Origin of the sequence: Methylomarinovum tepidoasis, from assembly GCF_030294985.1 — a bacterium.
In the GTDB taxonomy this organism is placed as follows: domain Bacteria; phylum Pseudomonadota; class Gammaproteobacteria; order Methylococcales; family Methylothermaceae; genus Methylohalobius; species Methylohalobius tepidoasis.
Genome location: NZ_AP024718.1, coordinates 2,400,218 through 2,421,873, shown reverse-complemented (window position 1 = coordinate 2,421,873; position 21,656 = coordinate 2,400,218). Strand labels below are relative to the sequence as shown.

General features: G+C 66.1%; 19 protein-coding genes and 1 CRISPR repeat array. Of the genes, 11 read left to right on the top strand and 8 right to left on the bottom strand.

All coding sequences use genetic code 11. The features are described 5' to 3' along the window. Window positions 1-91 precede the first annotated feature (91 nt). From rpmH to MIN45_RS12225, 6 genes are all read left to right on the top strand, one after another. A complete protein-coding gene (rpmH, locus tag MIN45_RS12250; protein ID WP_286292576.1) occupies window positions 92-226 on the top strand; it encodes a 50S ribosomal protein L34 in 135 nt (44 codons plus the stop codon). A gap of 7 nt (window positions 227-233) precedes the next feature. After that, on the top strand, window positions 234-596 hold the full coding sequence (gene rnpA / locus MIN45_RS12245; RefSeq protein WP_286292575.1) for a ribonuclease P protein component: 363 nt from the start codon (window positions 234-236) through the stop codon (window positions 594-596). Beyond that, on the top strand, window positions 539-817 hold the full coding sequence (gene yidD, locus MIN45_RS12240) for a membrane protein insertion efficiency factor YidD (RefSeq protein WP_286292574.1): 279 nt from the start codon (window positions 539-541) through the stop codon (window positions 815-817). Before rnpA ends, yidD begins: the two co-directional genes overlap by 58 nt. Then, window positions 810-2,426 (top strand): membrane protein insertase YidC, encoded by a 1,617-nt coding sequence (yidC, locus tag MIN45_RS12235; protein WP_286292573.1) that lies wholly within the window; start codon window positions 810-812, stop codon window positions 2,424-2,426. Before yidD ends, yidC begins: the two co-directional genes overlap by 8 nt. Next, entirely contained in the window at window positions 2,423-3,751 is a 1,329-nt protein-coding gene (mnmE, locus tag MIN45_RS12230) for a tRNA uridine-5-carboxymethylaminomethyl(34) synthesis GTPase MnmE (RefSeq protein ID WP_286292572.1), read from the top strand. Before yidC ends, mnmE begins: the two co-directional genes overlap by 4 nt. Before the next feature lie 91 nt (window positions 3,752-3,842). Beyond that, the gene (locus MIN45_RS12225; RefSeq protein WP_286292571.1) at window positions 3,843-4,157 is read left to right on the top strand and encodes a glycine zipper 2TM domain-containing protein; all 315 of its coding nucleotides are present in this window, start codon (window positions 3,843-3,845) and stop codon (window positions 4,155-4,157) included. Window positions 4,158-4,175: 18 nt separating this feature from the next. Further along, window positions 4,176-8,355: a CRISPR direct-repeat array (repeat unit 29 nt; unit sequence CGGTTCATCCCCGCATGCGCGGGGAACGC). Window positions 8,356-8,490: 135 nt separating this feature from the next. On the opposite strand, the gene cas2e is transcribed toward MIN45_RS12225, so the two are convergent. From cas2e to cas3, 8 genes are read right to left on the bottom strand one after another with little or no spacing between them, the layout of a single operon-like run. Continuing rightward, on the bottom strand, window positions 8,491-8,796 hold the full coding sequence (gene cas2e, locus MIN45_RS12220; protein WP_286292570.1) for a type I-E CRISPR-associated endoribonuclease Cas2e: 306 nt from the start codon (window positions 8,794-8,796) through the stop codon (window positions 8,491-8,493). Continuing rightward, window positions 8,777-9,688 (bottom strand): type I-E CRISPR-associated endonuclease Cas1e, encoded by a 912-nt coding sequence (cas1e, locus tag MIN45_RS12215; protein ID WP_286292569.1) that lies wholly within the window; start codon window positions 9,686-9,688, stop codon window positions 8,777-8,779. Before cas1e ends, cas2e begins: the two co-directional genes overlap by 20 nt. Further along, the gene (gene cas6e / locus MIN45_RS12210; RefSeq protein WP_286292568.1) at window positions 9,688-10,347 is read right to left on the bottom strand and encodes a type I-E CRISPR-associated protein Cas6/Cse3/CasE; all 660 of its coding nucleotides are present in this window, start codon (window positions 10,345-10,347) and stop codon (window positions 9,688-9,690) included. The genes cas1e and cas6e overlap by 1 nt, the downstream gene beginning before the upstream one ends. A gap of 12 nt (window positions 10,348-10,359) precedes the next feature. Further along, a complete protein-coding gene (cas5e, locus tag MIN45_RS12205; protein WP_286292567.1) occupies window positions 10,360-11,082 on the bottom strand; it encodes a type I-E CRISPR-associated protein Cas5/CasD in 723 nt (240 codons plus the stop codon). Further along, on the bottom strand, window positions 11,075-12,178 hold the full coding sequence (gene cas7e / locus MIN45_RS12200; protein ID WP_286292566.1) for a type I-E CRISPR-associated protein Cas7/Cse4/CasC: 1,104 nt from the start codon (window positions 12,176-12,178) through the stop codon (window positions 11,075-11,077). Before cas7e ends, cas5e begins: the two co-directional genes overlap by 8 nt. 18 nt (window positions 12,179-12,196) lie before the next feature. After that, complete coding sequence (gene casB / locus MIN45_RS12195; protein ID WP_286292565.1) at window positions 12,197-12,715, bottom strand: type I-E CRISPR-associated protein Cse2/CasB; 519 nt, start codon at window positions 12,713-12,715, stop codon at window positions 12,197-12,199. Beyond that, entirely contained in the window at window positions 12,712-14,355 is a 1,644-nt protein-coding gene (casA, locus tag MIN45_RS12190; RefSeq protein WP_286292564.1) for a type I-E CRISPR-associated protein Cse1/CasA, read from the bottom strand. The genes casB and casA overlap by 4 nt, the downstream gene beginning before the upstream one ends. 3 nt (window positions 14,356-14,358) lie before the next feature. After that, window positions 14,359-17,052, bottom strand: a complete 2,694-nt coding sequence (gene cas3 / locus MIN45_RS12185; RefSeq protein WP_286292563.1) for a CRISPR-associated helicase Cas3' — start codon at window positions 17,050-17,052, stop codon at window positions 14,359-14,361. Window positions 17,053-17,135: 83 nt separating this feature from the next. Here cas3 and MIN45_RS12180 point away from each other — a divergent pair, with 83 nt between their 5' ends. The 5 genes from MIN45_RS12180 (at window position 17,136) to MIN45_RS12160 (ending at window position 21,652) form a co-directional block, all read left to right on the top strand. Then, on the top strand, window positions 17,136-17,483 hold the full coding sequence (locus MIN45_RS12180; protein ID WP_286292562.1) for a gamma-glutamylcyclotransferase family protein: 348 nt from the start codon (window positions 17,136-17,138) through the stop codon (window positions 17,481-17,483). Further along, entirely contained in the window at window positions 17,480-18,253 is a 774-nt protein-coding gene (locus tag MIN45_RS12175) for a ketopantoate reductase family protein (protein WP_286292561.1), read from the top strand. The genes MIN45_RS12180 and MIN45_RS12175 overlap by 4 nt, the downstream gene beginning before the upstream one ends. 42 nt (window positions 18,254-18,295) lie before the next feature. Continuing rightward, window positions 18,296-20,239: a DNA repair helicase YoaA gene (locus MIN45_RS12170; RefSeq protein WP_286292560.1), complete on the top strand. Its 1,944-nt coding sequence runs from the start codon at window positions 18,296-18,298 to the stop codon at window positions 20,237-20,239. Next, on the top strand, window positions 20,236-20,919 hold the full coding sequence (gene tsaB, locus MIN45_RS12165; RefSeq protein WP_286292559.1) for a tRNA (adenosine(37)-N6)-threonylcarbamoyltransferase complex dimerization subunit type 1 TsaB: 684 nt from the start codon (window positions 20,236-20,238) through the stop codon (window positions 20,917-20,919). The genes MIN45_RS12170 and tsaB overlap by 4 nt, the downstream gene beginning before the upstream one ends. A 103-nt stretch (window positions 20,920-21,022) precedes the next feature. Further along, on the top strand, window positions 21,023-21,652 hold the full coding sequence (locus MIN45_RS12160; RefSeq protein WP_286294176.1) for an L-threonylcarbamoyladenylate synthase: 630 nt from the start codon (window positions 21,023-21,025) through the stop codon (window positions 21,650-21,652). Window positions 21,653-21,656: the final 4 nt, after the last annotated feature.

Sequence of the window (21,656 nt, the reverse complement as noted above, 5' to 3'; positions counted from 1 at the left end):
CGCCGGCTCACAGCATTGACATCAATGCCGGGAAGCAGTACCATCCACCGTCTTTTTGTTAATGGTTTCAAACGATTAAAAGGTTGCGGAAATGAAGAGAACCTACCAGCCCAGCAAGATCCATCGCGCCCGCACCCACGGTTTCCGGGCCAGGATGCGTACCAAGAACGGCCGTAAGGTGATCAATGCCCGCCGCGCCAAGGGCCGTGCCCGTCTGACGCCCTGACACGCGGTTGACGGCGGAATTCGGCTTCCCGAAAGCCTTCCGGTTGCTGGATGCCGCCGAGTTCGAGGCGGTATTCGCCCGGGCGCAGGTTTCTTCGGACCGGTATTTTACGGTACTGATGCGCGCTAACGACAAAGGTCATGCGCGTCTGGGGCTGGCCATCGCCAAGCGCAAGATTCGCAAGGCGACGGCCCGCAACCGCCTCAAGCGCATCATCCGGGAAAGCTTCCGTCTCAATCGCCCTCGTCTGCCGGCGGCCGATTTCGTCGTCCTGGCCAAGCCGGCGGCGACAACCGCAGAGCGTGACGTCTTATGGAAATCCTTGGCACGACACTGGCAGCGTTTGAGCGCGGCAGCCGCCGCGGCCTGATCGCGGCGATCCGTGCCTACCGTTTCTTCCTCAGCCCCTGGTTGGGCAACCAGTGCCGCTTCTATCCCACCTGTTCCCAGTACGCCCTCACCGCCATCGAACGTTTCGGAACCCTCCGTGGCACCTGGCTGACGGTGCGGCGCCTGTTGCGCTGTCATCCCTGGCATCCTGGCGGGCTGGATCCTGTCCCAGAGCAATTCGGAAAACAAAAACATGGATAACATACGATTTTTCCTCTTCGTCCTCTTCGTGATGTTGGGCTACATGCTGTGGGCCGCCTGGCAGCAGGATTACGGACCCAAACCACCCCAGCCCCAGGCCACGGCCGAGGCGCCGGCGGCTGGCGCATCCACAGTCGCGCCGGCCACCGCGCCACCGACTGCAACCCCAGCCACCGCGCCTGCCGGCCAGGGCAAAGTGGTGGTGCGCACGGATGTGATCCGGGCTGAAATCGGCCTTGTCGGGGGAGACATCCAGCTGGTCGATCTGCTCAAGTATCCGGTTTCCAAGGACAAGCCCAACGTGCCGGTGCGGCTGCTGAGCCCGGAACCGGCCAGACTGTTCGTGACCCAGACCGGCTTTCTCGGGGATGAGCGCATCGCCCCCAAGCACAACGTGCCCTGGCAGGCCCAGGCCACGGAATACGTCATGGAAGGCCGGCAGGCGCTGAAGGTACCGCTGGTCTGGCGGGGGGATGGGGTCGAGATCGTCAAGACCTTCACCTTCACCCCGGGCAGCTACGAAGTCAGGGTGGACTACCAGGTGCGAAACACCGGCGCCGTGCCCTGGACCGCCCGCCATTACGGCCAGCTCAAGCGCAAGCGGCCGGAAAAGAACGGAGGCAGCGCCTTCATCCGCACCTTCACCGGCGTGGCCTGTCGCACCGCCGACGACCCTTACGAGAAAATCGACTTCAGCGACATCGCCGATCTTCCCCGCGACTGGGAAACCGAAGGCGGCTGGTGCGCCATGGTGCAGCATTACTTCCTCGCCGCCTGGCTGCCGCCCCGGGATCAGATCAACCATTTCTACACCAAGGCGCTGCCGGAAGAGGTCTATCTGGTGGGCTCCTACTCGCCGGAATACCGGGTCAATCCGGGAGAAAGCCGCCAGCTCGGGGCGCGTTTCTACATCGGCCCCAAACTGCAGGACGTGCTGGAAACCGTGGCGCCGGGGTTGGAGCTGACCGTCGATTACGGCATCTTCACCTTCATCGCCGAGCCGATCTTCTGGCTGCTGTCCTGGTTCCACAAGTTCTTCGGCAACTGGGGCTGGGCCATCATCGCCACCACCTTCGTCATCAAGGCCATCTTCTTCCCGTTGTCGGCGGCCAGCTACAAGTCGATGGCGAAGATGCGCAAGCTGCAGCCGAAGATGCAGCTGCTGAAGGAGCGTTTCGGCGAAGACAAGCAAAAGTTCCAGCAGGCCCTGATGCAGCTCTACCGCGAGGAGAAGGTCAATCCGCTCGGCGGCTGTCTGCCGATCCTGGTGCAGATCCCGGTGTTCATCTCCCTCTATTGGGTGCTGGTGGAAAGCGTGGAGCTGCGCCAGGCTGAGTTCGTCCTCTGGCTCAACGACCTGACCTCCAAGGATCCCTATTTCATCCTGCCGGCACTGATGGGATTGACCATGTGGATCCAGCAGAAGCTGAGCCCGCCACCCACCGATCCGGTCCAGGCCCAGGTGATGAAGATGTTCCCGCTCATCTTCACCGTCTTCTTCGCCTTCTTCCCCGCCGGGCTGGTACTGTACTGGGTGGTCAACAACACCCTGTCCATCGTCCAGCAGTGGTGGATCAACAAACAGATCGAGGGCAGCGCCGAGACTTGAAACTGAGCGACGACATCATCGCCGCCCCCGCCACCCCGCCCGGTCGGGGGGCGGTGGCGGTGGTGCGCGCCTCCGGCCCGAATCTGGCCGGGCTGGCGCGGCGGCTGACCGGGCGGACGTTACAGCCGCGCCAGGCCCATTACGTGCCCTTCCGTGACGACACCGGCCAGACCATCGACCGTGGTCTGGCGCTGTTCTTTCCCGCTCCCCGTTCCTACACCGGCGAGGATCTATTGGAGCTGCACTGCCACGGCAGTCCCGCCATCGTCGAAGCCCTGTTGCAGCGCCTGTTCCAGCTCGGCGCCCGTCCGGCCGAACCGGGCGAATTCACCCGCCGCGCCTTTCTCAACGGCAAGCTCGATTTGGCCCAGGCCGAGGCCGTCGCCGCCTTGATCGAAAGCAGCAGCGCGCAGGCGGTGCGGGCGGCGCAGCGGTCGCTGGAAGGGGAATTCTCCCGCCAGACCCGCGCCCTGACCGAATCCCTTACCTGTCTGCGCATCCAGGTCGAGGCCGCCATCGATTTCAGCGACGAGGACATCGACCTGATCGCGGAAGGGGCGGTGCTGGAGGGGCTGCAACACCTTCTGGCCGATCTGGACGCGCTGCGCCGCCGCGCCCATCAGGGCCGGTTGCTGGAGGAGGGCATGACCGTGGTGATCGCCGGTCCCTCCAACGCCGGCAAGTCCAGCCTGCTCAACGCCCTGGCCCGGCGCGAGGCCGCCATCGTCACCCCTATCGCCGGCACCACCCGCGACGTTCTGCGCGAGCGCATCCTCATCGACGGCATGCCGCTGCACGTCATCGACACCGCCGGCCTGCGCCACAGCGACGACCCGGTGGAACGCGAGGGCATCCGCCGCGCCCGGGCGGAGCTGGCGCGAGCCGACCGCATTCTGCTGGTGGGCGAGGGCCGGCCTCCCGCCGTCCAGGACCTGCCCGGACTGCCGGCGGACATCCCCGTCACCCGTATCGTCAACAAGATCGACCTTAGCGGCCAGCCGCCCCGGATCGAAGGGGACACCGTATGGCTGTCCGCCAAAACCGGCGCCGGTCTGGATTTGCTGCGCCGCCATCTCAAGGCGTGCATGGGATTCGAAGCCGAAGCCGAGGACGCTCTGGCCGCCCGCCGCCGTCATCTGGAAGCGCTGGCGCGGGCGAAAGCCCATCTGGCGCAGGCGCTGTCCGAGCTCGAGGCAGGGCAGATGCTGGACCTGGCCGCCGAGAACCTGCGCCTGGCCCAGAACGCGCTGGGGGAGATCACCGGTGAGGTGACTTCCGACGACCTGCTCGGCCGCATCTTCGCCGAATTCTGCATCGGCAAATAGATTCGGCCGGTTTGCCCGGTCCAGACAGGATGGATTCAGCATGCGTGTCGCATCCTATGGCCATCGCCAACGCGCAACGGAGGGTGAAATCATGAAAGCGATCCGCATCGTCATTTTGGGAACCGTCATGGCGCTGGCCGGCTGCGCATCCTATCCGGGCGGCTATGGTTACGCTGCCGCTCCCGGTTATGGCTATTCCTCGTCGGCCTACGGGCAGCCCTATCCTTATCGGGGTTACCGCGTCAGTCCGCAGGTCTATCAGGGCGCCGCCGTCGGGGCGGCCGTGGGTGCCGGCGCCGGCGCCCTCATCGACAAACACAACCGCTGGCGCGGCGCGGTGATCGGCGCCGGCCTGGGTAGCCTGCTGGGAGGCGGCTTGGCAGGCGTGCAGCAGCCGGCGCGGTGAGGGGGGCTAGGGTGGAACGGTTTTATCCCCGCATGCGCGGGGAACGCGATGACGGCCTGCATTCTGCGCGGGTTGTAGTCGTTTTATCCCCGCATGCGCGGGGAACGCTGAAGCCCTGGCGGCAGCAGTATTTGTCGTTGCGGTTCATCCCCGCATGCGCGGGGAACGCTCACACACTTCCACCCGGTACAGACCGAGTTCCGGTTCATCCCCGCATGCGCGGGGAACGCCGCCTGGCGCTTTCCAGTAGTTGTTTGAACGTCGGTTCATCCCCGCATGCGCGGGGAACGCTACCGGCTTGGAGCGCGACTGTCCGCAACGCTCGGTTCATCCCCGCATGCGCGGGGAACGCCCGCCCTTCGGCGTCGGTGGTGATTTCGATGCCGGTTCATCCCCGCATGCGCGGGGAACGCGTCGAATTCCGGCCCAGGGTGATCGCCACCAACGGTTCATCCCCGCATGCGCGGGGAACGCGATGCGCCCGTTGAATCCGAGTCAGCCAAAGCCGGTTCATCCCCGCATGCGCGGGGAACGCTTCATCGAAACCTGCCCGTGATTCGCCGGGTCCGGTTCATCCCCGCATGCGCGGGGAACGCGAAAGGACGGTTGGTATCGAACACCCGCTTGTCGGTTCATCCCCGCATGCGCGGGGAACGCCGCGGACGGATCGATGGGGGCGCGGCCGCCTTCGGTTCATCCCCGCATGCGCGGGGAACGCCCGGCAAGAACCCGACAAGCGAAAATGGCGATCGGTTCATCCCCGCATGCGCGGGGAACGCGGTGACGACGGTGAGATGCCGCCCCAGCAGCCCGGTTCATCCCCGCATGCGCGGGGAACGCGCACGACATCCTCATGACGCAGGATGCGGGCCTGGTTCATCCCCGCATGCGCGGGGAACGCGTTTCTCTATTCCGGCGGGATTTTCCTCCCGCCGGTTCATCCCCGCATGCGCGGGGAACGCAGCAATCCGTCCACACCGTCGAGCTGCCCCCACGGTTCATCCCCGCATGCGCGGGGAACGCCATGTGACGATTCCCACATGCTGCGGAAAGGCCGGTTCATCCCCGCATGCGCGGGGAACGCTTCTGGTGTGTTGGGGCAATTTTGATGATGGTCGGTTCATCCCCGCATGCGCGGGGAACGCGCCGCTTGGTTGGTCGTCAGCTTCTCTGCCAGCGGTTCATCCCCGCATGCGCGGGGAACGCATTGGCGGAAGCGACACGCGGAATGATAAAGGCGGTTCATCCCCGCATGCGCGGGGAACGCCCAAGCTCCTTCTTCTTGCGGAGCCAGATCGCCGGTTCATCCCCGCATGCGCGGGGAACGCGTTGCCATCCCTGGCGGATATGAGCGGCTGCGCGGTTCATCCCCGCATGCGCGGGGAACGCTGTAACGCCTCGGCTAGAGCCGGGTGGTCCCACGGTTCATCCCCGCATGCGCGGGGAACGCGTCTGCTCGAACCACCATATCCACGTTATTGGCGGTTCATCCCCGCATGCGCGGGGAACGCGTTAATTTTGTGGGCTTCGTCGACAATCAGTATGGTTCATCCCCGCATGCGCGGGGAACGCCAGCTCTTGCTGTTGTTCGTACAACTCTAGAACGGTTCATCCCCGCATGCGCGGGGAACGCCTCAGGCATTGATCAGGCTCCAGCTTCCTAGTCGGTTCATCCCCGCATGCGCGGGGAACGCACCGCCTGGCCGCCGCTGAAGAACCGCAGCGCCGGTTCATCCCCGCATGCGCGGGGAACGCCGGGTTTGAGTCCGTTTCTGCCGCTTCGACCGCGGTTCATCCCCGCATGCGCGGGGAACGCGTTTAGGCGCCCAGAAGGACAACCGACACGATCGGTTCATCCCCGCATGCGCGGGGAACGCTCCTCTGGCCCTGGGAACACCAGCGCATCGGCCGGTTCATCCCCGCATGCGCGGGGAACGCGAGCACGGCCCAGCCGTCAGGGCCGACGCAGGCGGTTCATCCCCGCATGCGCGGGGAACGCCCGCCAAGCGCCTGGGCGGCCCGGTGCTGGTACGGTTCATCCCCGCATGCGCGGGGAACGCTTAACTATTTAAGGCGATAATTTGTCCGATAACGGTTCATCCCCGCATGCGCAGGGAACGCCGTTTTTTGAAAAATGTACAAAAAGAGGTTGACGGTTCATCCCCGCATGCGCGGGGAACGCGACCCTGGCATCGACGAATGAAAAGAGGGCGGTCGGTTCATCCCCGCATGCGCGGGGAACGCACGTTCGAGGGCATGGAAGGGGAAAGACGCGCCGGTTCATCCCCGCATGCGCGGGGAACGCTGCCGTCCGTCGCGGATCGAAGTATCTGAAGACGGTTCATCCCCGCATGCGCGGGGAACGCCTCGTGACCTGTTTCGATTTCAAGCTGAGTTGCGGTTCATCCCCGCATGCGCGGGGAACGCGCAACGTCGAAGGGGACGCCGGCGCACCAGACCGGTTCATCCCCGCATGCGCGGGGAACGCAACAATAGCACCGTTCCAGTTCCGCCCACAGTCGGTTCATCCCCGCATGCGCGGGGAACGCTGGGCCGATCCTGCCAACGATAACTGGTGGTTCGGTTCATCCCCGCATGCGCGGGGAACGCGTCGGAGCTGATGACGGTTCGCGTGCATGGCCGGTTCATCCCCGCATGCGCGGGGAACGCCAGAATTTGCTTGACGTTTTGACTGGCTTGTCCGGTTCATCCCCGCATGCGCGGGGAACGCCATGCCCCCCTGCGGCCTCAGAATAATGGAGTCGGTTCATCCCCGCATGCGCGGGGAACGCGCGGTCTCCTCGTCCAGCGTCCATCCGGCCGCCGGTTCATCCCCGCATGCGCGGGGAACGCTTCAATTCCCGGATCTTCTGCGCCGCCTCGTCCGGTTCATCCCCGCATGCGCGGGGAACGCTTCCTGCTCGACGCCTACAGCGGCCAGGGCGGCGGTTCATCCCCGCATGCGCGGGGAACGCATGACGTTCTGGGACGCGCCGGGTATTTCAGCTCGGTTCATCCCCGCATGCGCGGGGAACGCGCCGGCACGCTGGCTTAAAATGCCCAATTGAACGGTTCATCCCCGCATGCGCGGGGAACGCACCATTGAAGTCTGCGATGTTGATGATGGTCGCGGTTCATCCCCGCATGCGCGGGGAACGCGCCACCCCCAGTTCCGACAATTTGGGCGTGGTCGGTTCATCCCCGCATGCGCGGGGAACGCGCGCTCTTCACCTTCGACGTTCCACCGCCGCCCGGTTCATCCCCGCATGCGCGGGGAACGCTGCTCCAGCTGGCCGGTTCTGGGCGTGAACGCCGGTTCATCCCCGCATGCGCGGGGAACGCTGGAGGGGTCGTTTTCCTCGTTCTTCGTGAATCGGTTCATCCCCGCATGCGCGGGGAACGCTTTTCTCCGCCAGGCGCCGCCATTCCGGGTCACGGTTCATCCCCGCATGCGCGGGGAACGCCTGAAGTTCGGTGATCTATCCCCGGCCCATAACGGTTCATCCCCGCATGCGCGGGGAACGCATGATAGCGCTTGCCCGGCGCTTCCTGGAACACGGTTCATCCCCGCATGCGCGGGGAACGCGCCGCCAGGGTGGCGTTGGTCAGCACCACCAGCGGTTCATCCCCGCATGCGCGGGGAACGCCCGCCCGCCGATGACAGGCTGGGCCCTGAGCGCGGTTCATCCCCGCATGCGCGGGGAACGCAGCCCTGGGATTTCCCATAGCAACCGCAGCAGCCGGTTCATCCCCGCATGCGCGGGGAACGCTTGAAAATTTTTGGCTGCCCCGTCTGTATCGTCTGGTTCATCCCCGCATGCGCGGGGAACGCTTCTGGTACAGCACACACTGAAGCGCCGTTGCCGGTTCATCCCCGCATGCGCGGGGAACGCGGTTGGTGAACGTGGGGGGAAAAAGTTCTGTGCGGTTCATCCCCGCATGCGCGGGGAACGCTCCGAATTCAGCCCGGCAGGTCGGGCTGGTCACGGTTCATCCCCGCATGCGCGGGGAACGCCCACCGGTTTGCGGCGGGGCCGTGCGGGGAGCCGGTTCATCCCCGCATGCGCGGGGAACGCTCCGAATTCAGCCCGGCAGGTCGGGCTGGTCACGGTTCATCCCCGCATGCGCGGGGAACGCGCTGGACGAGATTCTGCTGGACGAGGCGTTGTCGGTTCATCCCCGCATGCGCGGGGAACGCACTTCCATCAACCTTCTGAATTGCAACAGATTTTGGCAGCTTGGAAATCGTACCGGCACAATGGGACAAAGAACATTTCTGTAACCATTTGATTTTTATGAAAAGCTATTTGTTCCGAATTGTCAAAGAGCACGTTTACCAGCCCTCCTTCTCTCCCTCGTCCGGTTCCGGTAGGAAGGATACCAATTTCAGGCCGTCCAGTTCGATGGGAATGCGGCGGTTCTTGCCGAGAGTGAGAAAGTCGAAACCGGATTCCGTATTGGTGCTCCAGACCATCACCGCGTTGCCGTCCTCGATCCCGGCTTCGATCTGCTGCCACAGCATCTCCCGCACCCGCCGGGAGAGATTGCCGACATAGACACCGGCGCGCACCTCCACCAGCCACACTGCAAGGCGTCCGCGCAGGCGGGGAGGGGCGTTTTCAACCACGATGACCAGCATCGCCCAGTTTCTCCTTTTCCGGAATGGCGGGAGGAACCGCCTCCTTCGGCGGCTTCGGCGGCTCCAGGCCGCCGGCGGCCAGCACCTGCTCGATGGTGGGGATGATGCGCTTGAGGATCTTTTTCTGCCGGAACAGGTCGCGGCAGGCCAGACGCACTTCCCGCTCCGGCTCCCGGGGCTTTTTGGCAGCGATGCGGAAAGCCAGGGGAACGACGGTGTCGAATTTGAACAGGTCGGCGATGTCATAGACGAAGGAGAGCGGTTTGCCCGTATGGATGAATCCTACCGCCGGGGCGTAGCCGGCCGCCAGCACCGCCGCCTCGGTGATGCCGTAAAGGCAGGCGGTGGCCGAGGAAACGCAGCGGTTGGGCAAATCGCTGGCGTCCCAGACTTCGGGATCGTAGTCGCGGCGGCGCCATCTGACCCCGTACTGTTTGGCCAGCAGCTGGTACATTTTCCGCACCCGGGCGCCCTCGATGCCGCGCAACTGCTCGACGCTGCGTTTCTCCGGCGGTTTTTTGCCGAAGCGCAGTTCGTACATCTTGCGCACCACCTTGAGGCGGGCCTTGTCGTCCAGGGCCAACTGGGCCTGATACAGCAGGCGGTCGGCGCGGGCGCCGCCGGGCTGGCCGGATGCATACAGGCGCACGCCCGCCTCGCCCACCCAGACCAGCAGGGTGCCGACCCGGGATGCCAGGGCCGCGGCCCGGTGGGACACCCGGGTGCCTGGTTCCAGCATGATGCAGGCGATGGATCCGAGCGGAATCTGGGTGCGGACGCCGTTCTTGTCCACCACCACGAAGGCGCCATCGATGACGTCGATCTCCCCTTTTTCGATGAAGATCATCGACACCCGTTCTTTCATGGCGATGGGTTTGAGTGGTGGCAGCATCACACCCTCCTGACCAGCAGCAGCCCGCAGCCGAAGGCCTTGGCCGGGCCGATGCCCTGAAACAACGCCTTGCGAAAAAGTTCCGGATCGGTGACGGTCATAAGGCCGGTAAAATCCAGGGTGCTGAAGTGGATGGCACGGCCGGCCCGGCGGGTGCGATGCTGGCGATAGCCGTCCATCCGGACGGTCCTGGAGTCGGTGTGGAAGCCGTGGCGTTCCCCCTGGCCGCTTAGCCATTCCAGGCCGGCCTGTTGGATCAGCTCCGGCAATGGGGGGCGTTCGTCAGGCGGCAGGGTCTTCCAGCCGGTTCGTTTCTTTTGGTCCATGACGATGTCGTGGCGTTCGCGGCCCCGGCGCACCACCGGATTGGCCCGCAGCAGGAAGGCCAGCTTCTGCCCGGCCTGCAGTGTCGGTGCGAAGGGTTTGGGCGGGTCGATGCGCCACAGCCCTAAGGGGTTGACCGGCGGCCGCCTGGAAAGGATGAAATAGCGGGGACGGCCCAGGTGGACGTCGCGGCGGTAGAGGAAATCGCGCCTGGCGTCAGGGGCAGGATCGAACAGGCGCCAGAGCATCTGGTGTTCTCGGTAGGCGTCGCCCAGTTGCTGGACGATGGCCCTGAGGTCGGGATGGTCGAGGAGGGTGAGCCGGGTCAGGTACATGATCGTCTCCTGTCAGGCCATGGCGTGGTGCTCGTCGCGGGTGGCGAACTGCCAGCGGCGGCGGCTGCCGGGCCGGTCGCGGCGGGGGACCACCCAGAGCTTTTCCTGAGGGGAAAACCCGCTTGCCAGTCCATCGGGCAGGGGTTCCTCCCAGAAATAGCGGTGTCTTTCAGGCCGCTTCAGCCGGCCAAGCCGGTCATCCAGGGCATAGCCGGCGAAGGCGTCCTTGAGTGTGTTGCTTTCGATGAGTTCCGGCCTGAGGGGCAGCGCCGGCGGGCAGGACTTGCGGCCGAGATAGAGGGTAAAGCGCGGGCGGCGCAACGCTTCAGCCAGGTCCGGCAACGGATACGGGGCCGAGGCGGTGGCCCACAGGGCGCAGGTCCAGGCGGCCTCGACCCGGTAGTCGCGCTGGGACAGAATGGTGTAGAGGTCGTCCACCGCCAGTTCCTCGGCGCGGGTGGTGAAAGTCCTCCCGCGCCGGGCGGGGGGCACCTGGGTGGTGTGATAATCGCGCAACAGCTCCCCCTCGGCATCGACTCGCACCGCCAGGCCGTAGCCGCCAGCCAGGGCGGCCAGTTTCTCCTCCTGGTCGCGGCTCAGTCCCAGGGCGGCGCCCAGGAGCCCGGTGACCTGGGATTTGCCCGGATGGGTGGCGGAGGGGCGGTGTTCTCCCACCGCCGGTTCCCCCCAGCTCGCCAGCGGGCCGTAGAGCTGAAACAGCAGCAGCTCAGCCATCGGCAAGCCCCCCTTTGGCGTAGGCGAGGATGTCGGCAAGGCTGCCCCGGCCGGTCAGGGTATTCATGGCGACGGCGTTGGGATCGCCGTCTCCGTAGGCGCGGTCGAGCCTTTCTCGTTCATCTTCCAAGGCCTTGATGGCGTTGGCCAGTAGTCCCTCCCTGCCGGCCTCCACCGGCTTGAGGAAGGCGACGGCGAGGCTTCTCGGCTGGGCGTCCCCCTTTTCACACAGGACGTAGCTGGCCCGGGCGCGGGAGGCGAAACTGTTCTGCTTGCCGGTGGGGGCGACGGTGGCGGTGCTTGCCACCAGCGCCTCGACGGTGCGTTCGGCCAGCTGTGCGTCGCCGCCGAGGTTTTTGAGCAGCAATTCACGGTCGAGGCACAGGTAGAGATAGAACAGCCCGGCGCCGAATTCGGTTTCCCCCATGTGGCCGGCGCCCACATCCTCCTCGCCCTTGTTGAGGTCATCCACGGCAGTGTAGAAGTCGTCCTCCACTGCCACCTTGTGGACGGTGATGGCGTGGGCTACCTGGCAGGCGGCTTCGGTGTTGAAACTGGGGACGTCGGCGAGCATCCGCCCGAACAGGGCGATGTCGGCGGCGCTGTGGCGCTCGCGGAGCAGATTCAGATCTTCCCCGCTCGGTCCTTGTTTGGTTTCGATGAGCTTCTGCACCAGGGCGTCGATGGCGGCCAGTTCCTCAGGGCTGAAATGGGCCAGTTGTCCAATGTGCGTCCATTTCGGATCATAGGGATCGTAGTCACTCTTTTTTTGCTCTTCCTTGCTGGGTGAGTTGAGTTTTCCAAAAACTCCGGCGATTTTCCTGGCCCACTCATGGGCTTTTTGCTTCGGCACGCCGCTAGTGACCAGCCGATTGAAAACCTCTTCCCCCATGCGCTTGGTGCGGGTGCCAAGGTGGCCTGCTAGGCTTTCCTGGAATAGATCAGAGTTGCGCCAGGCGCGCTTGAGACTCTGGGAGGAAATACGCAGTCGTTCGGCCCCGCCCACCAGGGCGGTCTTGGGGCGGCCGAGGTCGTCGCGGTTGAGGTTGGCGGGGGGGTAGGCGGTCAAAAGATGCAGTTGGACGAATCTTTCCATCGTTGTGCTCCTTGTGGATCAGGCAGTTTTCGGCAGTTTGGGGAAATAGGCGAAGGCCCATTGCTTCTGAATGCCCGGCCCCCACCAGAATAGGCTGTCGGCCAGTTCGAAGAGGTTGGCCTGATGGTCCAGCAGGGCCAGAATGCGGATCATGGGGCGGTAGAGTTCATGGCGCGGGGTGCGCAGCAGGCGGCGGAAGCGCAGCTCGGACACAACAGGCCGCTCGCCTTTCGGGCGCGCCATGCGTTCCGGCAGCGGGGTGGCGTCCTCGAGAACGGCGTGGCGGGCATCCGGATTTAGGTGGGCGGCCAGTCCCGCGATGGCCGGGATGCGCCCGATCCAGCCACCGTGCTGTGCGACAGCGGTGCCCTGGAGGTGGGTCACCAGCTGGACGGTGGCTGGGATCAGGGCGGCGTCATCGGCCGATTTGGCCCGGCGCAGTTCGGCACGGTCGCCGCGGTTGTCCGCCAGTGCCAGCCACCATTCCCGCAGGCAGTTCCCGGCCGGGGTGTCCGGGGCGAAGGTTCGTTCTCTCATGCGGCTTTCTCCTTGGGTCTTTTGGGCAGGGTGAGGATTTTGGCGAGTTTGGCGCCGTAGAGCTGTTTGCACAGGTTGTCGCGGGCCAGGGCCACGCGGGCCGGATCGGCAAAGGCGATCTCGTCGCTGCCGGTCCACTCATCGAACAGTTCCAGAGCCGCGCGCGTGAGGGTGGCATGCCAGTCTTGCAGCACCTCGGAATCCCGGCCTTGCAGGAGGCCGTCGATCAGCCGGGGCAGGCAGGCATAGAAATCGGCTTCGGTGTGCTGGTAGAAGGAATCCCGGCCCCATTCTTCAAAATGCTCAACAGCTTTTCTTAAGGCTCGGTTCTTCCTCGCCTGTTCCAAAAGGCTATCAGGCAGAGATGCCTTTTTTATTGCCAATTGAAGCATGCCCGAAACCTCCTTTGCTGACTGGATGATTTGAATAACACGCTTCGAAAAATCGCTTCGATATTCTTCCGGAATTAGGTACAGCGGCAGGATGGCCTCATACCAGCAGCGCGGTTTCATCTTGTCCATGTCGTAGCCGAAGGCCCAGAGGCGAAACTGTTCCTCCGGCAGTTTCTTGCGCTGGAATTCGCGCACCACGATGGCCGGGGTGAGACGCTTTTTGCCTTCCGGTTCTTCGTAGATCAGCCCGAGCCAGTGGCGGTAGGTGATGCCGCCGGGCTGGGGATGCATGGGAAGCGGTTCGGCGTTTTCCCGTTCCTGGTAAGGGGTCAGGGGATGGCGCCAGGCGCCGGCGTAGTTGATGCCGTAGTTGAGGGTGAAGTAGCGCAGCAGCAGCCGGTCCTGGCGGCCGCACAGGTCGCAGTCGCCTTCCTTGGTGTGGCCGAAGTCGAGGCGGATGCGCCGCGGCATGGCCCAGTACATCTGCAGGGGATGGGCGTCCTCCGGGGTGACGCCCTGCTCCTTCTCGCTGGTGCGAGTGGGGGCCAGCCAGGGGAAGATGTGCTCTGGGCCAGTCAGCTTCAGGTTTCCGGTCAGGCGCACGGTCTTTGGCTCTGGCAGCACGTTGAGCCAGAGATGGTGCCACAGGGTGTCGGGCAGGCCGCTGCCTTCCGGGTCCAGGGCCACCAGGGTGGTGAGGGGGCCGCCGCCGCGCAGGGAGGTGCGATGCCCGGCGCCGCCGCCGGGAGCGTTGAGCTGCAGGGTGAACAGGGCGGTGACGGCGCAGGCCGGGCACAGGGCCTCCACATGGCCTCGCTTGATGAAATGGTCGGCGTTGTTACGCAGGGTATTGTCGCCGGGAGCTTCGATCAGCAGGTTACCGATGTCGTTGCATGCCGGTTTGCGCTTGCCGGTGGTCAGGCTTTCCAGCTTCTCGAAATCCTGCATGAAGCGCGGACCGGCGCCGTCTGCCTCGAAGGCGGTGTGATAGCGGGCGAACGTCTGATCCAGCGCTGCCACCGGCGGCGGCTGTTCCAGCCGATCCTCCCATTCACCGTCGTCCTTCGGGGCGTAACAGGTCTGCAGCAGGCCGATGAGAAACTGGGCCAGCGCTCCGTTGAAGTCGGCCCGCGGGCTGTCCAGCGCCACCGCCGGCTTGTCGGAGTCGGTGATCTCGGCCGGGCGGATGAGGGTGCGGCTGCCGTCGCTGCGGCGGACGGGAATCCAGGGCGTGTCGAGCAGGTTCATGGGCTACTCCTTGAAAGCAAGGCCGGTTGTCTGAGAATAGACGATTGTTCGGATTCGGGGTTGTTCACTCTGAACCTGTCCCTCCCAGAAATTTTCCGTTACGGGGTTGAGAGCGATCACGACACCCCATTTCCCTCTACCGGGCAGATCTTCCTTCGATTTCTGCCAGCCTTCCGGGGAAACGCCATCGGGTATCACCTCGTAACGGGCCAGGGCCTGGCGCAAGGTGAGGCTGCTTTCCAGCCAGGCTTCCGGGGCGGTGCTGTCGCTGTGCAGCGGCAGCAGGCGGCCTTCGGCCAGCCGCGCCAGCCAGACGGTGGTGGTGGGTTCGCCCAGGCGGGTGGGTGCAATATCCTCGTCAAGCCAGGGGCCTTCCAGGCGGTAGCCGCTTTCTAAATGCAGCACTTTGTCCTCGCCAATGGTGGCCTTGCACTTGTCCGTCGTTTCGGCTTCCAACGCCTTGGCCTGGAGCGCTTCGGGGAAGTCCACGAACGGGTCCGTGTCATACACACCCTCGATTAGAAAACGGGCGTCACCGGGCATGCCAAAACCCCGTCGTTCCCGCAACAGCTTCATCCCCAGCCACAGGTGGGCATCCTCGGCTTCATACACCGCCGCCGTGCCCGGCAGGGCCTGGCGCAGCCAGTCGGCGGGCGGGTCGTCGTCCCAGGGTGGGGCCAGCACGATGAGCTTCGGGATGCCGCGCCGGTCCGTTGCATCGGGGGTGTAGCGGCCTTCCTTGTCGCGGGGGTGGCGCTGGAGGCGGCCGGCGCGCTGGACCAGCAGGTCGATGGGGGCCAGATCCGAGATCAGCACGTCGAAGTCCAGGTCCAGGGACTGTTCCACCACCTGGGTGGCGATGAGGACCCGGCCGCGGCGTTCGGCAGGCCCGGAACGCTTGCCGAAATTCCGTAAAACCCGCCGCTCGACGGCCATCCGGTCATGAAGGGTGAAACGGGCGTGGAACAGGTCCAGCTTCCAGTCCGGATGCGTCTGGACCAGCTGCTCGAAGCGGCGGCGGGCGTCGTCCACCGTGTTGCAGATCCAGCAGGCGCAGCATCCCCGGGAGACGGCGTCGGCCAGGACGGTTTCGACCTGCTCCTCACGCTCGATGAATTCGACCGCCACCTGCCGGGCCACCTCCGGCCGGGTTTCCAGGGGCTGGATGCGGATGCCGTTCCGGTCGAAGACGGTGGCAAGCGGATAGTCTTTGCTGGGTTCCAGGTGGTCGATTTCGCGTCCCAGACCTGCTGCGAACGCTTCGATCAGGGCGGTTTTCTGTCTGTGGGGCAGGGTGGCCGACAGCAGGATGGCGCTGCCGCCGGCTCCGGCGTGGGCGCGGAGCAGATGCTCCAGCAGGCGGTTCATGTAGGCGTCGCAGGCGTGGACTTCGTCTGCGATCAGCACCTTGTCCAGCAGGCCGAGCAGGCGCAGCGACTGGTGGCGGGAGGCGAGGACGGCCAGCAGGGCCTGGTCGATGGTGCCGACGCCCACCTCCGCCAGCAGGGCCTTCTTGCGATTGTCGGCCAGCCAGGCGCTGCAGCGGTTTGCGGCCGCTTCGGTACTGTCGCCGTAGTCGCCCTCCGGCTCGGGCGGGGGCAGCAGGTGTCCGCGCACCAGCTCGGCACGGCTGTGGGCCAGCACTAGGGAAGGATGGCTGCCGGGGGCGAACAGACGGCAGTACACTGGCGGCTCGCCGCCGCCGAGGCGCTGGTACATGCCGTTGGCGGTGGCCATGGTGGGCAGGCCGAAATACAGCCCGCCGCCACCTTGTTCCCGCAGCAGCCGCTGGGCCAGCAGCAGCGCGGCCTCGGTCTTGCCGGCGCCGGTGACGTCCTCGAGGATGAACAGGCTGGGGCCGGCGTCGAGGGCGACGGTTTCCGCCCACCGCTGCAGCGGGGTGGGCTTCAGGTTTGCGGGCGGATCGGCGAAACAGTCGCCCAGGGTGAAACGCCCCGAGGGAGGGTCCGGATTCAGGCCGGCGGCCTCGACGGCCTTTTCCGCCTGTTTCAGGGCGCGGTCCCAGTAATCGTGAAGCGGCAGGGCTTCCTCGCAGTAGGGGAAGAACCCGGCGTTGGAGCCCAGCCAGTCGGCGAGCACGGTCAGACCCGCCAGCCACCAGGTGGCCTCGGGTGGAAGCGCCGTTTTCGGCAGGGATTCGACGCCTGTCAGTTCCAGTACTGCCTGGAGGAAAGCTTCGGCGGCTTCGATGTCCTCCGCCTCGAAGTGATCCCGCAGCAGGCCCTGGAGGCTTTCGCCGGGCGGCTGGCCGTGATGGCCGGTGACCACCCGCATCCAGGGATCGGCGGGGCTGTCCGATGTGCGCCGGCGGCGGCCGGTGCCTCCAAACCGGGACCGCAGTTGCTCACGCCACAAGGCGTAACCAAGGGTGTCGTGGCGGGTGGGATAGCCCTTGGCGCTGCGGCGGTGCCGCAGCCTTTCGAGCAGGTCGGGGCGAAGGTTCTGGAAGGCGGTGGCGAACTTGCCCAAGTCGTGGAGCGGGAGAAAAACGCGCAGGGTGAGTAGCAAGGTGTCTTCACCCATGCCCGACAATCCCACCAGCCGCCGGCGCCAGCGCGGCAGCCGTTTCAGCAGCGTTACCCCGCAGGCGGCCACGTCCAGGCAGTGATAGGGCAGCAGGTGGCAGGTTTCCCCTTCACCGGCCTTGCCCCAGTAGGCATGGAATGATGCTCTCATGGTCAATTCCGGAAATTGGTCGCTCTGAATGGGATTATAATCAGCGGATGATTCGAAATCCGATCCGGGTAAGTATCTTTCCGATGGTCTTATCCTGTCGTGATCTGTTCGTCTATGGTTCCCTGACCGATGCGTCTCTGTGCCGCCGGCTTGTGGGTCGCCGCATGGGGGAGCGGCCGGCGGTGCTGTGTGGTTACCGGGTCCGGCCGGTGCAGGGGGCCGACTATCCCGCCCTGGTGCCCTGTCCTAAAAGGATCGTCGGCGGCCTGCTGCTGACCGGCTTGCGTCCCCGGGATCTTCAGCGCCTGGACCGCTACGAAGGTGGGGAATACCGCCGCCGTCTGGCGCTTGTCCGGGTGAAGGGGCGGCCGCGGCGAGCCTGGGTCTATCTCTGGTGTGACCGGCGCAGCCGGCTGGGGAAAGCTGGATGAAGACAGCGGTCGTCATCATCGGTCTGGGGGAACTGGGCGGCGAATTCGCCAAGGGCTTTCTCCGTCTGGGGCATCCGGTGGTGCCGGTGCTGCGGGGCATGGATCCCGGAGAGGTGGCCGAGTCGGTGCCCGAGCCGGAACTGGTGTTGGTGACGGTGGCGGAAAGCGACCTGCACCCGGTGCTGGCGCAGATCCCGCTGCGCTGGCGTGACCGCCTCGTCCTGGTGCAGAACGAACTGACGCCGGCGGACTGGCAGCGCCACGGCCTGGAGAACGTCACGGTGGCGGTGGTCTGGTTCGAGAAGAAGCCGGGGCAGGCGTTGACCGACATCCTGTTCACCCCGGTGTACGGTCCCAAGGCGGATCAAGTGATCGGAGCCCTTGGCCGGCTGGGCGTCAAGACCCGCCTGCTTGAAAGTGAAGACGAGCTGATCTTCGAGCTGGCGCGCAAGAGCCTGTACATTCTGACCCTCAACATCGCCTCCCTGGCCGTGGATACGACCGTCGGGGAATTGTGGCACCGGCACCGGGACCTGGTGCGCCGGGTGGCGGGTGATGTGCTGACGGTGCTGGAGCGCCGCTTCGGTCGGCCGCTGCCGCGCGAGGCGCTGATCGAAGCGATGGCCGAAGGCATCGCCGACTGCCCGGACCGCCGTGCCCGCGGCCGTCGGGCCGGGGAGCGCTTGGCGCGGGTGCTGGCGGAGGCGCGGCAGGCGGGGATCGATGTTCCGGTTCTGGCATCCATCGCGGAGGCGGCACAGTCCCCCTGAGCGGGGCGGTTATGGTACAGTGACGCCCTTTGCCCCGCTGCCATGTCCCGATCCAGGTCAGCCTCAGAAACCGCCGAGCCCGCCCTGGGCGCATGGTTCGCCCAGGGCGGGCTGCTGTCGCGGATCATCGACGGCTACGCCCCCCGCGCCGCCCAGGTGGAGATGGCCGAGGCGGTGGCCGAAACCCTCGATCAAGGCGGCGTTCTGGTGGCCGAGGCCGGCACCGGCACCGGCAAGACCTTCGCCTATCTGCTGCCGGCGCTGCTGTCGGGCAGGCAGGTCGTCGTCGCCACCGGCAGCCGCAATCTCCAGGACCAGTTGTTCGGGCGCGACCTGCCGGTACTGCAGCGTTCCCTCGGGCGGCCGCTGCGGGTGGTCCAGCTCAAGGGACGGGGCAACTATCTGTGCCATTACCGCCTGCAGCAGGCCCTGGAAGGTCGGCTGCTGCACGACGAGGCCGAGCGCGAGGCCCTGCTGAGCGTACGCCGCTGGCTGGAAACCACGGCGGTGGGCGACATCGCCGAACTGGCCGCGCTGCCGGAGGACTGGTGGGGCTGGCCGCGCCTGACCTCCACCGAGGACAGTTGCCTGGGGCAGGACTGTCCTTTCGTCGCCGACTGTTTCCTGCTCAAAGCCCGGCGCCGGGCGCAGGAGGCGGATCTGGTGGTGGTCAACCATCATCTCCTGTGCGCCGACTGGGCCCTGCGCCAGGAAGGCTATGGCGCGCTGTTGCCGGAGGCCGATGCGGTGATCGTGGACGAGGCCCACCAGTTCGCCGCCACCGCGGCCCATTTTCTGGGCGAAACCCTGAGCGCCCGCCAGCTGCAGGAACTGCTGCGCGATAGTGCCGCCGAGCTGCGACAAGCCGAAACGGCCGCCCCGGCCCTGCGCCAGGCCCAGACGGAACTGCAGCAGGCGTTACAGCGGACGCTGGCGTTCCTGGGGACCGCGCCGTCCAAAGGGTCCGCGGAAGAGCTGCCCGAGCGGGCGCACACGGTGCTGGCCGGCCTGGCCGGGACATTGGCCGGTCTGGTCGAGGCTCTGGCGCCCTTGGCCGGCGCCAGCCAGGGGCTGGGCCATTGTTACCAGCGCGCCGAGCGGCAGCTGGCGCGGCTGCAAAGCTGGCTCGAAGGCGAGCGCGAGGGCTGGGTGCGCTGGTTCGAGACCGGTTCCCGGCGCTTCGCCCTCCACGCCACGCCGCTGGTGGTCGGGGCCTCCTTCGCCGCTTACCGGGCGCGGTTCGAAGCGGCCTGGATTTTCACGTCCGCCACCTTGAGCGTGGCCGGCGGTTTCGACCATTTTCTCGGCCAGCTGGGGCTGAACCGGGAAGCGGTCCGCTGCCGTATCTGGCCCAGTCCTTTCGACTACCGCCGCCAGGCGCTGCTCTATCTGCCGCCGGATCTGCCGCCGCCGGCGGCGCCGGACTACACCCGGCGCATGATCGCCGCCGTCCGCCCCGTCCTGGAGGCCAGCGGCGGGCGGGCTTTCCTGCTGTTCACCAGCCACCGGGCCATGAACGAGGCCGCTAAGCTGCTGGAAGATCTGCCGTTTCCCTTGTTGGTGCAGGGGCGCGCCCCCAAGGCGGTGCTGCTGGCGCGTTTCCGCGAGCTGGGCAACGCGGTGCTGCTGGGGACCGCCAGTTTCTGGGAGGGGGTGGACGTGCGCGGTTCAGCGCTCTCGTGCGTCATCATCGACAAGCTGCCTTTCACTTCGCCGGGCGACCCGGTCTGCCAGGCCCGGCTTGCCAGTCTGCGCGCCCGAGGGTACGATCCCTTTCCCACCTGGCAGCTGCCGGCGGCGGTGATCGCCCTCAAGCAGGGCGCCGGACGCCTGATCCGCGGCGCCGAGGACCGGGGGGTGCTGGTGCTGTGCGATCCCCGCCTGACCACGCGGGGTTACGGCAAGGTCTTCCTCGGCAGCCTGCCGCCGATGCCGCGGACCCGGGAGTTGCAAGCCGTGCGACGTTTCTTTGGTGAACCGACGTGAAGATTCTGGCCCTGGAAACCGCCACCGAAGCCTGTTCCGCCGCCCTGTATCGCGATGGCCGGGTCTGTGAACGCTTCGAGGTGGCCCCGCGCCGCCACGCCGAGCTGATCCTGCCGATGATGACCGGATTGCTGGAGGAAGCCGGCCTGACGCTGCGGGAACTCGATGCCCTGGCGTTCGGGCGCGGGCCGGGGGCGTTCACGGGGCTGCGGATCGCCGCCGGAGTGGCCCAGGGGACGGCCCTGGGCGCCGGGTTGGCGGTGGTGCCGGTCTCGACCCTGGCGGCGCTGGCGGCCGAAGCGTTGGCGCAGACGCCGGTGGCGTACGCCGTGGCGGCTTTGGACGCCCGTATGGGGGAAGTGTACTGGGGCGTGTACCGGCGCGGCGAGGCCGGGCCGGTGCTCGTCGGCCGCGAACAGGTCGTCGATCCCCGGCAGGCGCCGCTGCCGGACGATCTGACCGAGGCGGTGGCCGTCGGTCACGGCTGGTCGGCCTACGGCGAGGTGCTGCGCCGCCGTTTCGGCGACCGCCTGCGCACCATCTGGCCCCGGCGCCTGCCACGGGCGGCCTGGATCGCCCGGCTGGCGGCCGGGACCGATCCCGGCACCCAATGGCTGCCACCGGAGCAGGGGTTGCCGGTGTATCTGCGCGATCAGGTGGCCCATCGCGCCAAGGCGTAATTCGCGGTGTCCAGCCCGGGCCGTAAATGGTAGGCTATAGCGCCGAATCGCACTCCCGGTGTCCCGTGCGGTGGAATGGCGAAACAGGTTTTTTATGACGGTCATGGCCCAGTATTTCGAGATCCATCCTGACAACCCCCAGCCCCGCCTGATCCGGCGGGCGGTGGAAATCCTGCAGCGGGGCGGTGTCATCGTCTGGCCCACCGATTCTTCCTATGCGCTTGCCTGCCGTATCGACGACAAGAAGGCTCTCGAGCGTATTCGCCAGATCCGCCAGCTGGGCGAGAAACACCAGTTTTCCCTGGTCTGCCGCGATCTGGCCCAGATCGGCCAGTTCGTCCGTCTCAGCAACGAGGCCCACCGCCTCATCAAGGCGCTCACCCCCGGCCCGTACACCTTCATTCTCAAAGCGACCCACGAGGTGCCGCGCCGCCTGCAGCATCCCAGCCGCAAGACCGTCGGCATCCGTATTCCCGACCATCCGGTGGCCCAGGCGTTGCTGGCGGCCTTGGAGGAGCCCTTGTTCAGCACCACCCTGATCCTCCCCGGTGAGGAGACGGCATTGGTGGACCCGTACGAAATCCGCCAGCGCCTGGAAAAGCAGGTGGATCTGATTCTCGATGCCGGCATCATGCCCTACGAGCCGACCACGGTGATCGACCTGACCGAGGGGGTTCCCGAGATCCGCCGCGAAGGTAAAGGTTATGAGCGGCTCGAAGCCCTGCTGCGTTAACGGA

What these genes read in the sequence shown, in the direction of transcription:
- rpmH (WP_286292576.1), top strand. Translation starts at nt 92, where the DNA reads ATGAAGAGAACCTACCAGCCCAGCAAGATCCATCGCGCCCGCACCCAC.
- yidD (WP_286292574.1), top strand. Translation starts at nt 539, where the DNA reads ATGGAAATCCTTGGCACGACACTGGCAGCGTTTGAGCGCGGCAGCCGC.
- cas6e (WP_286292568.1), bottom strand. Translation starts at nt 10,347, where the DNA reads ATGTACCTGACCCGGCTCACCCTCCTCGACCATCCCGACCTCAGGGCC.
- MIN45_RS12225 (WP_286292571.1), top strand. Translation starts at nt 3,843, where the DNA reads ATGAAAGCGATCCGCATCGTCATTTTGGGAACCGTCATGGCGCTGGCC.
- cas7e (WP_286292566.1), bottom strand. Translation starts at nt 12,178, where the DNA reads ATGGAAAGATTCGTCCAACTGCATCTTTTGACCGCCTACCCCCCCGCC.
- cas2e (WP_286292570.1), bottom strand. Translation starts at nt 8,796, where the DNA reads ATGCTGGTCATCGTGGTTGAAAACGCCCCTCCCCGCCTGCGCGGACGC.
- cas1e (WP_286292569.1), bottom strand. Translation starts at nt 9,688, where the DNA reads ATGCTGCCACCACTCAAACCCATCGCCATGAAAGAACGGGTGTCGATG.
- MIN45_RS12160 (WP_286294176.1), top strand. Translation starts at nt 21,023, where the DNA reads ATGGCCCAGTATTTCGAGATCCATCCTGACAACCCCCAGCCCCGCCTG.
- MIN45_RS12170 (WP_286292560.1), top strand. Translation starts at nt 18,296, where the DNA reads ATGTCCCGATCCAGGTCAGCCTCAGAAACCGCCGAGCCCGCCCTGGGC.
- casB (WP_286292565.1), bottom strand. Translation starts at nt 12,715, where the DNA reads ATGAGAGAACGAACCTTCGCCCCGGACACCCCGGCCGGGAACTGCCTG.
- MIN45_RS12180 (WP_286292562.1), top strand. Translation starts at nt 17,136, where the DNA reads ATGGTCTTATCCTGTCGTGATCTGTTCGTCTATGGTTCCCTGACCGAT.
- cas3 (WP_286292563.1), bottom strand. Translation starts at nt 17,052, where the DNA reads ATGAGAGCATCATTCCATGCCTACTGGGGCAAGGCCGGTGAAGGGGAA.
- yidC (WP_286292573.1), top strand. Translation starts at nt 810, where the DNA reads ATGGATAACATACGATTTTTCCTCTTCGTCCTCTTCGTGATGTTGGGC.
- cas5e (WP_286292567.1), bottom strand. Translation starts at nt 11,082, where the DNA reads ATGGCTGAGCTGCTGCTGTTTCAGCTCTACGGCCCGCTGGCGAGCTGG.
- casA (WP_286292564.1), bottom strand. Translation starts at nt 14,355, where the DNA reads ATGAACCTGCTCGACACGCCCTGGATTCCCGTCCGCCGCAGCGACGGC.
- MIN45_RS12175 (WP_286292561.1), top strand. Translation starts at nt 17,480, where the DNA reads ATGAAGACAGCGGTCGTCATCATCGGTCTGGGGGAACTGGGCGGCGAA.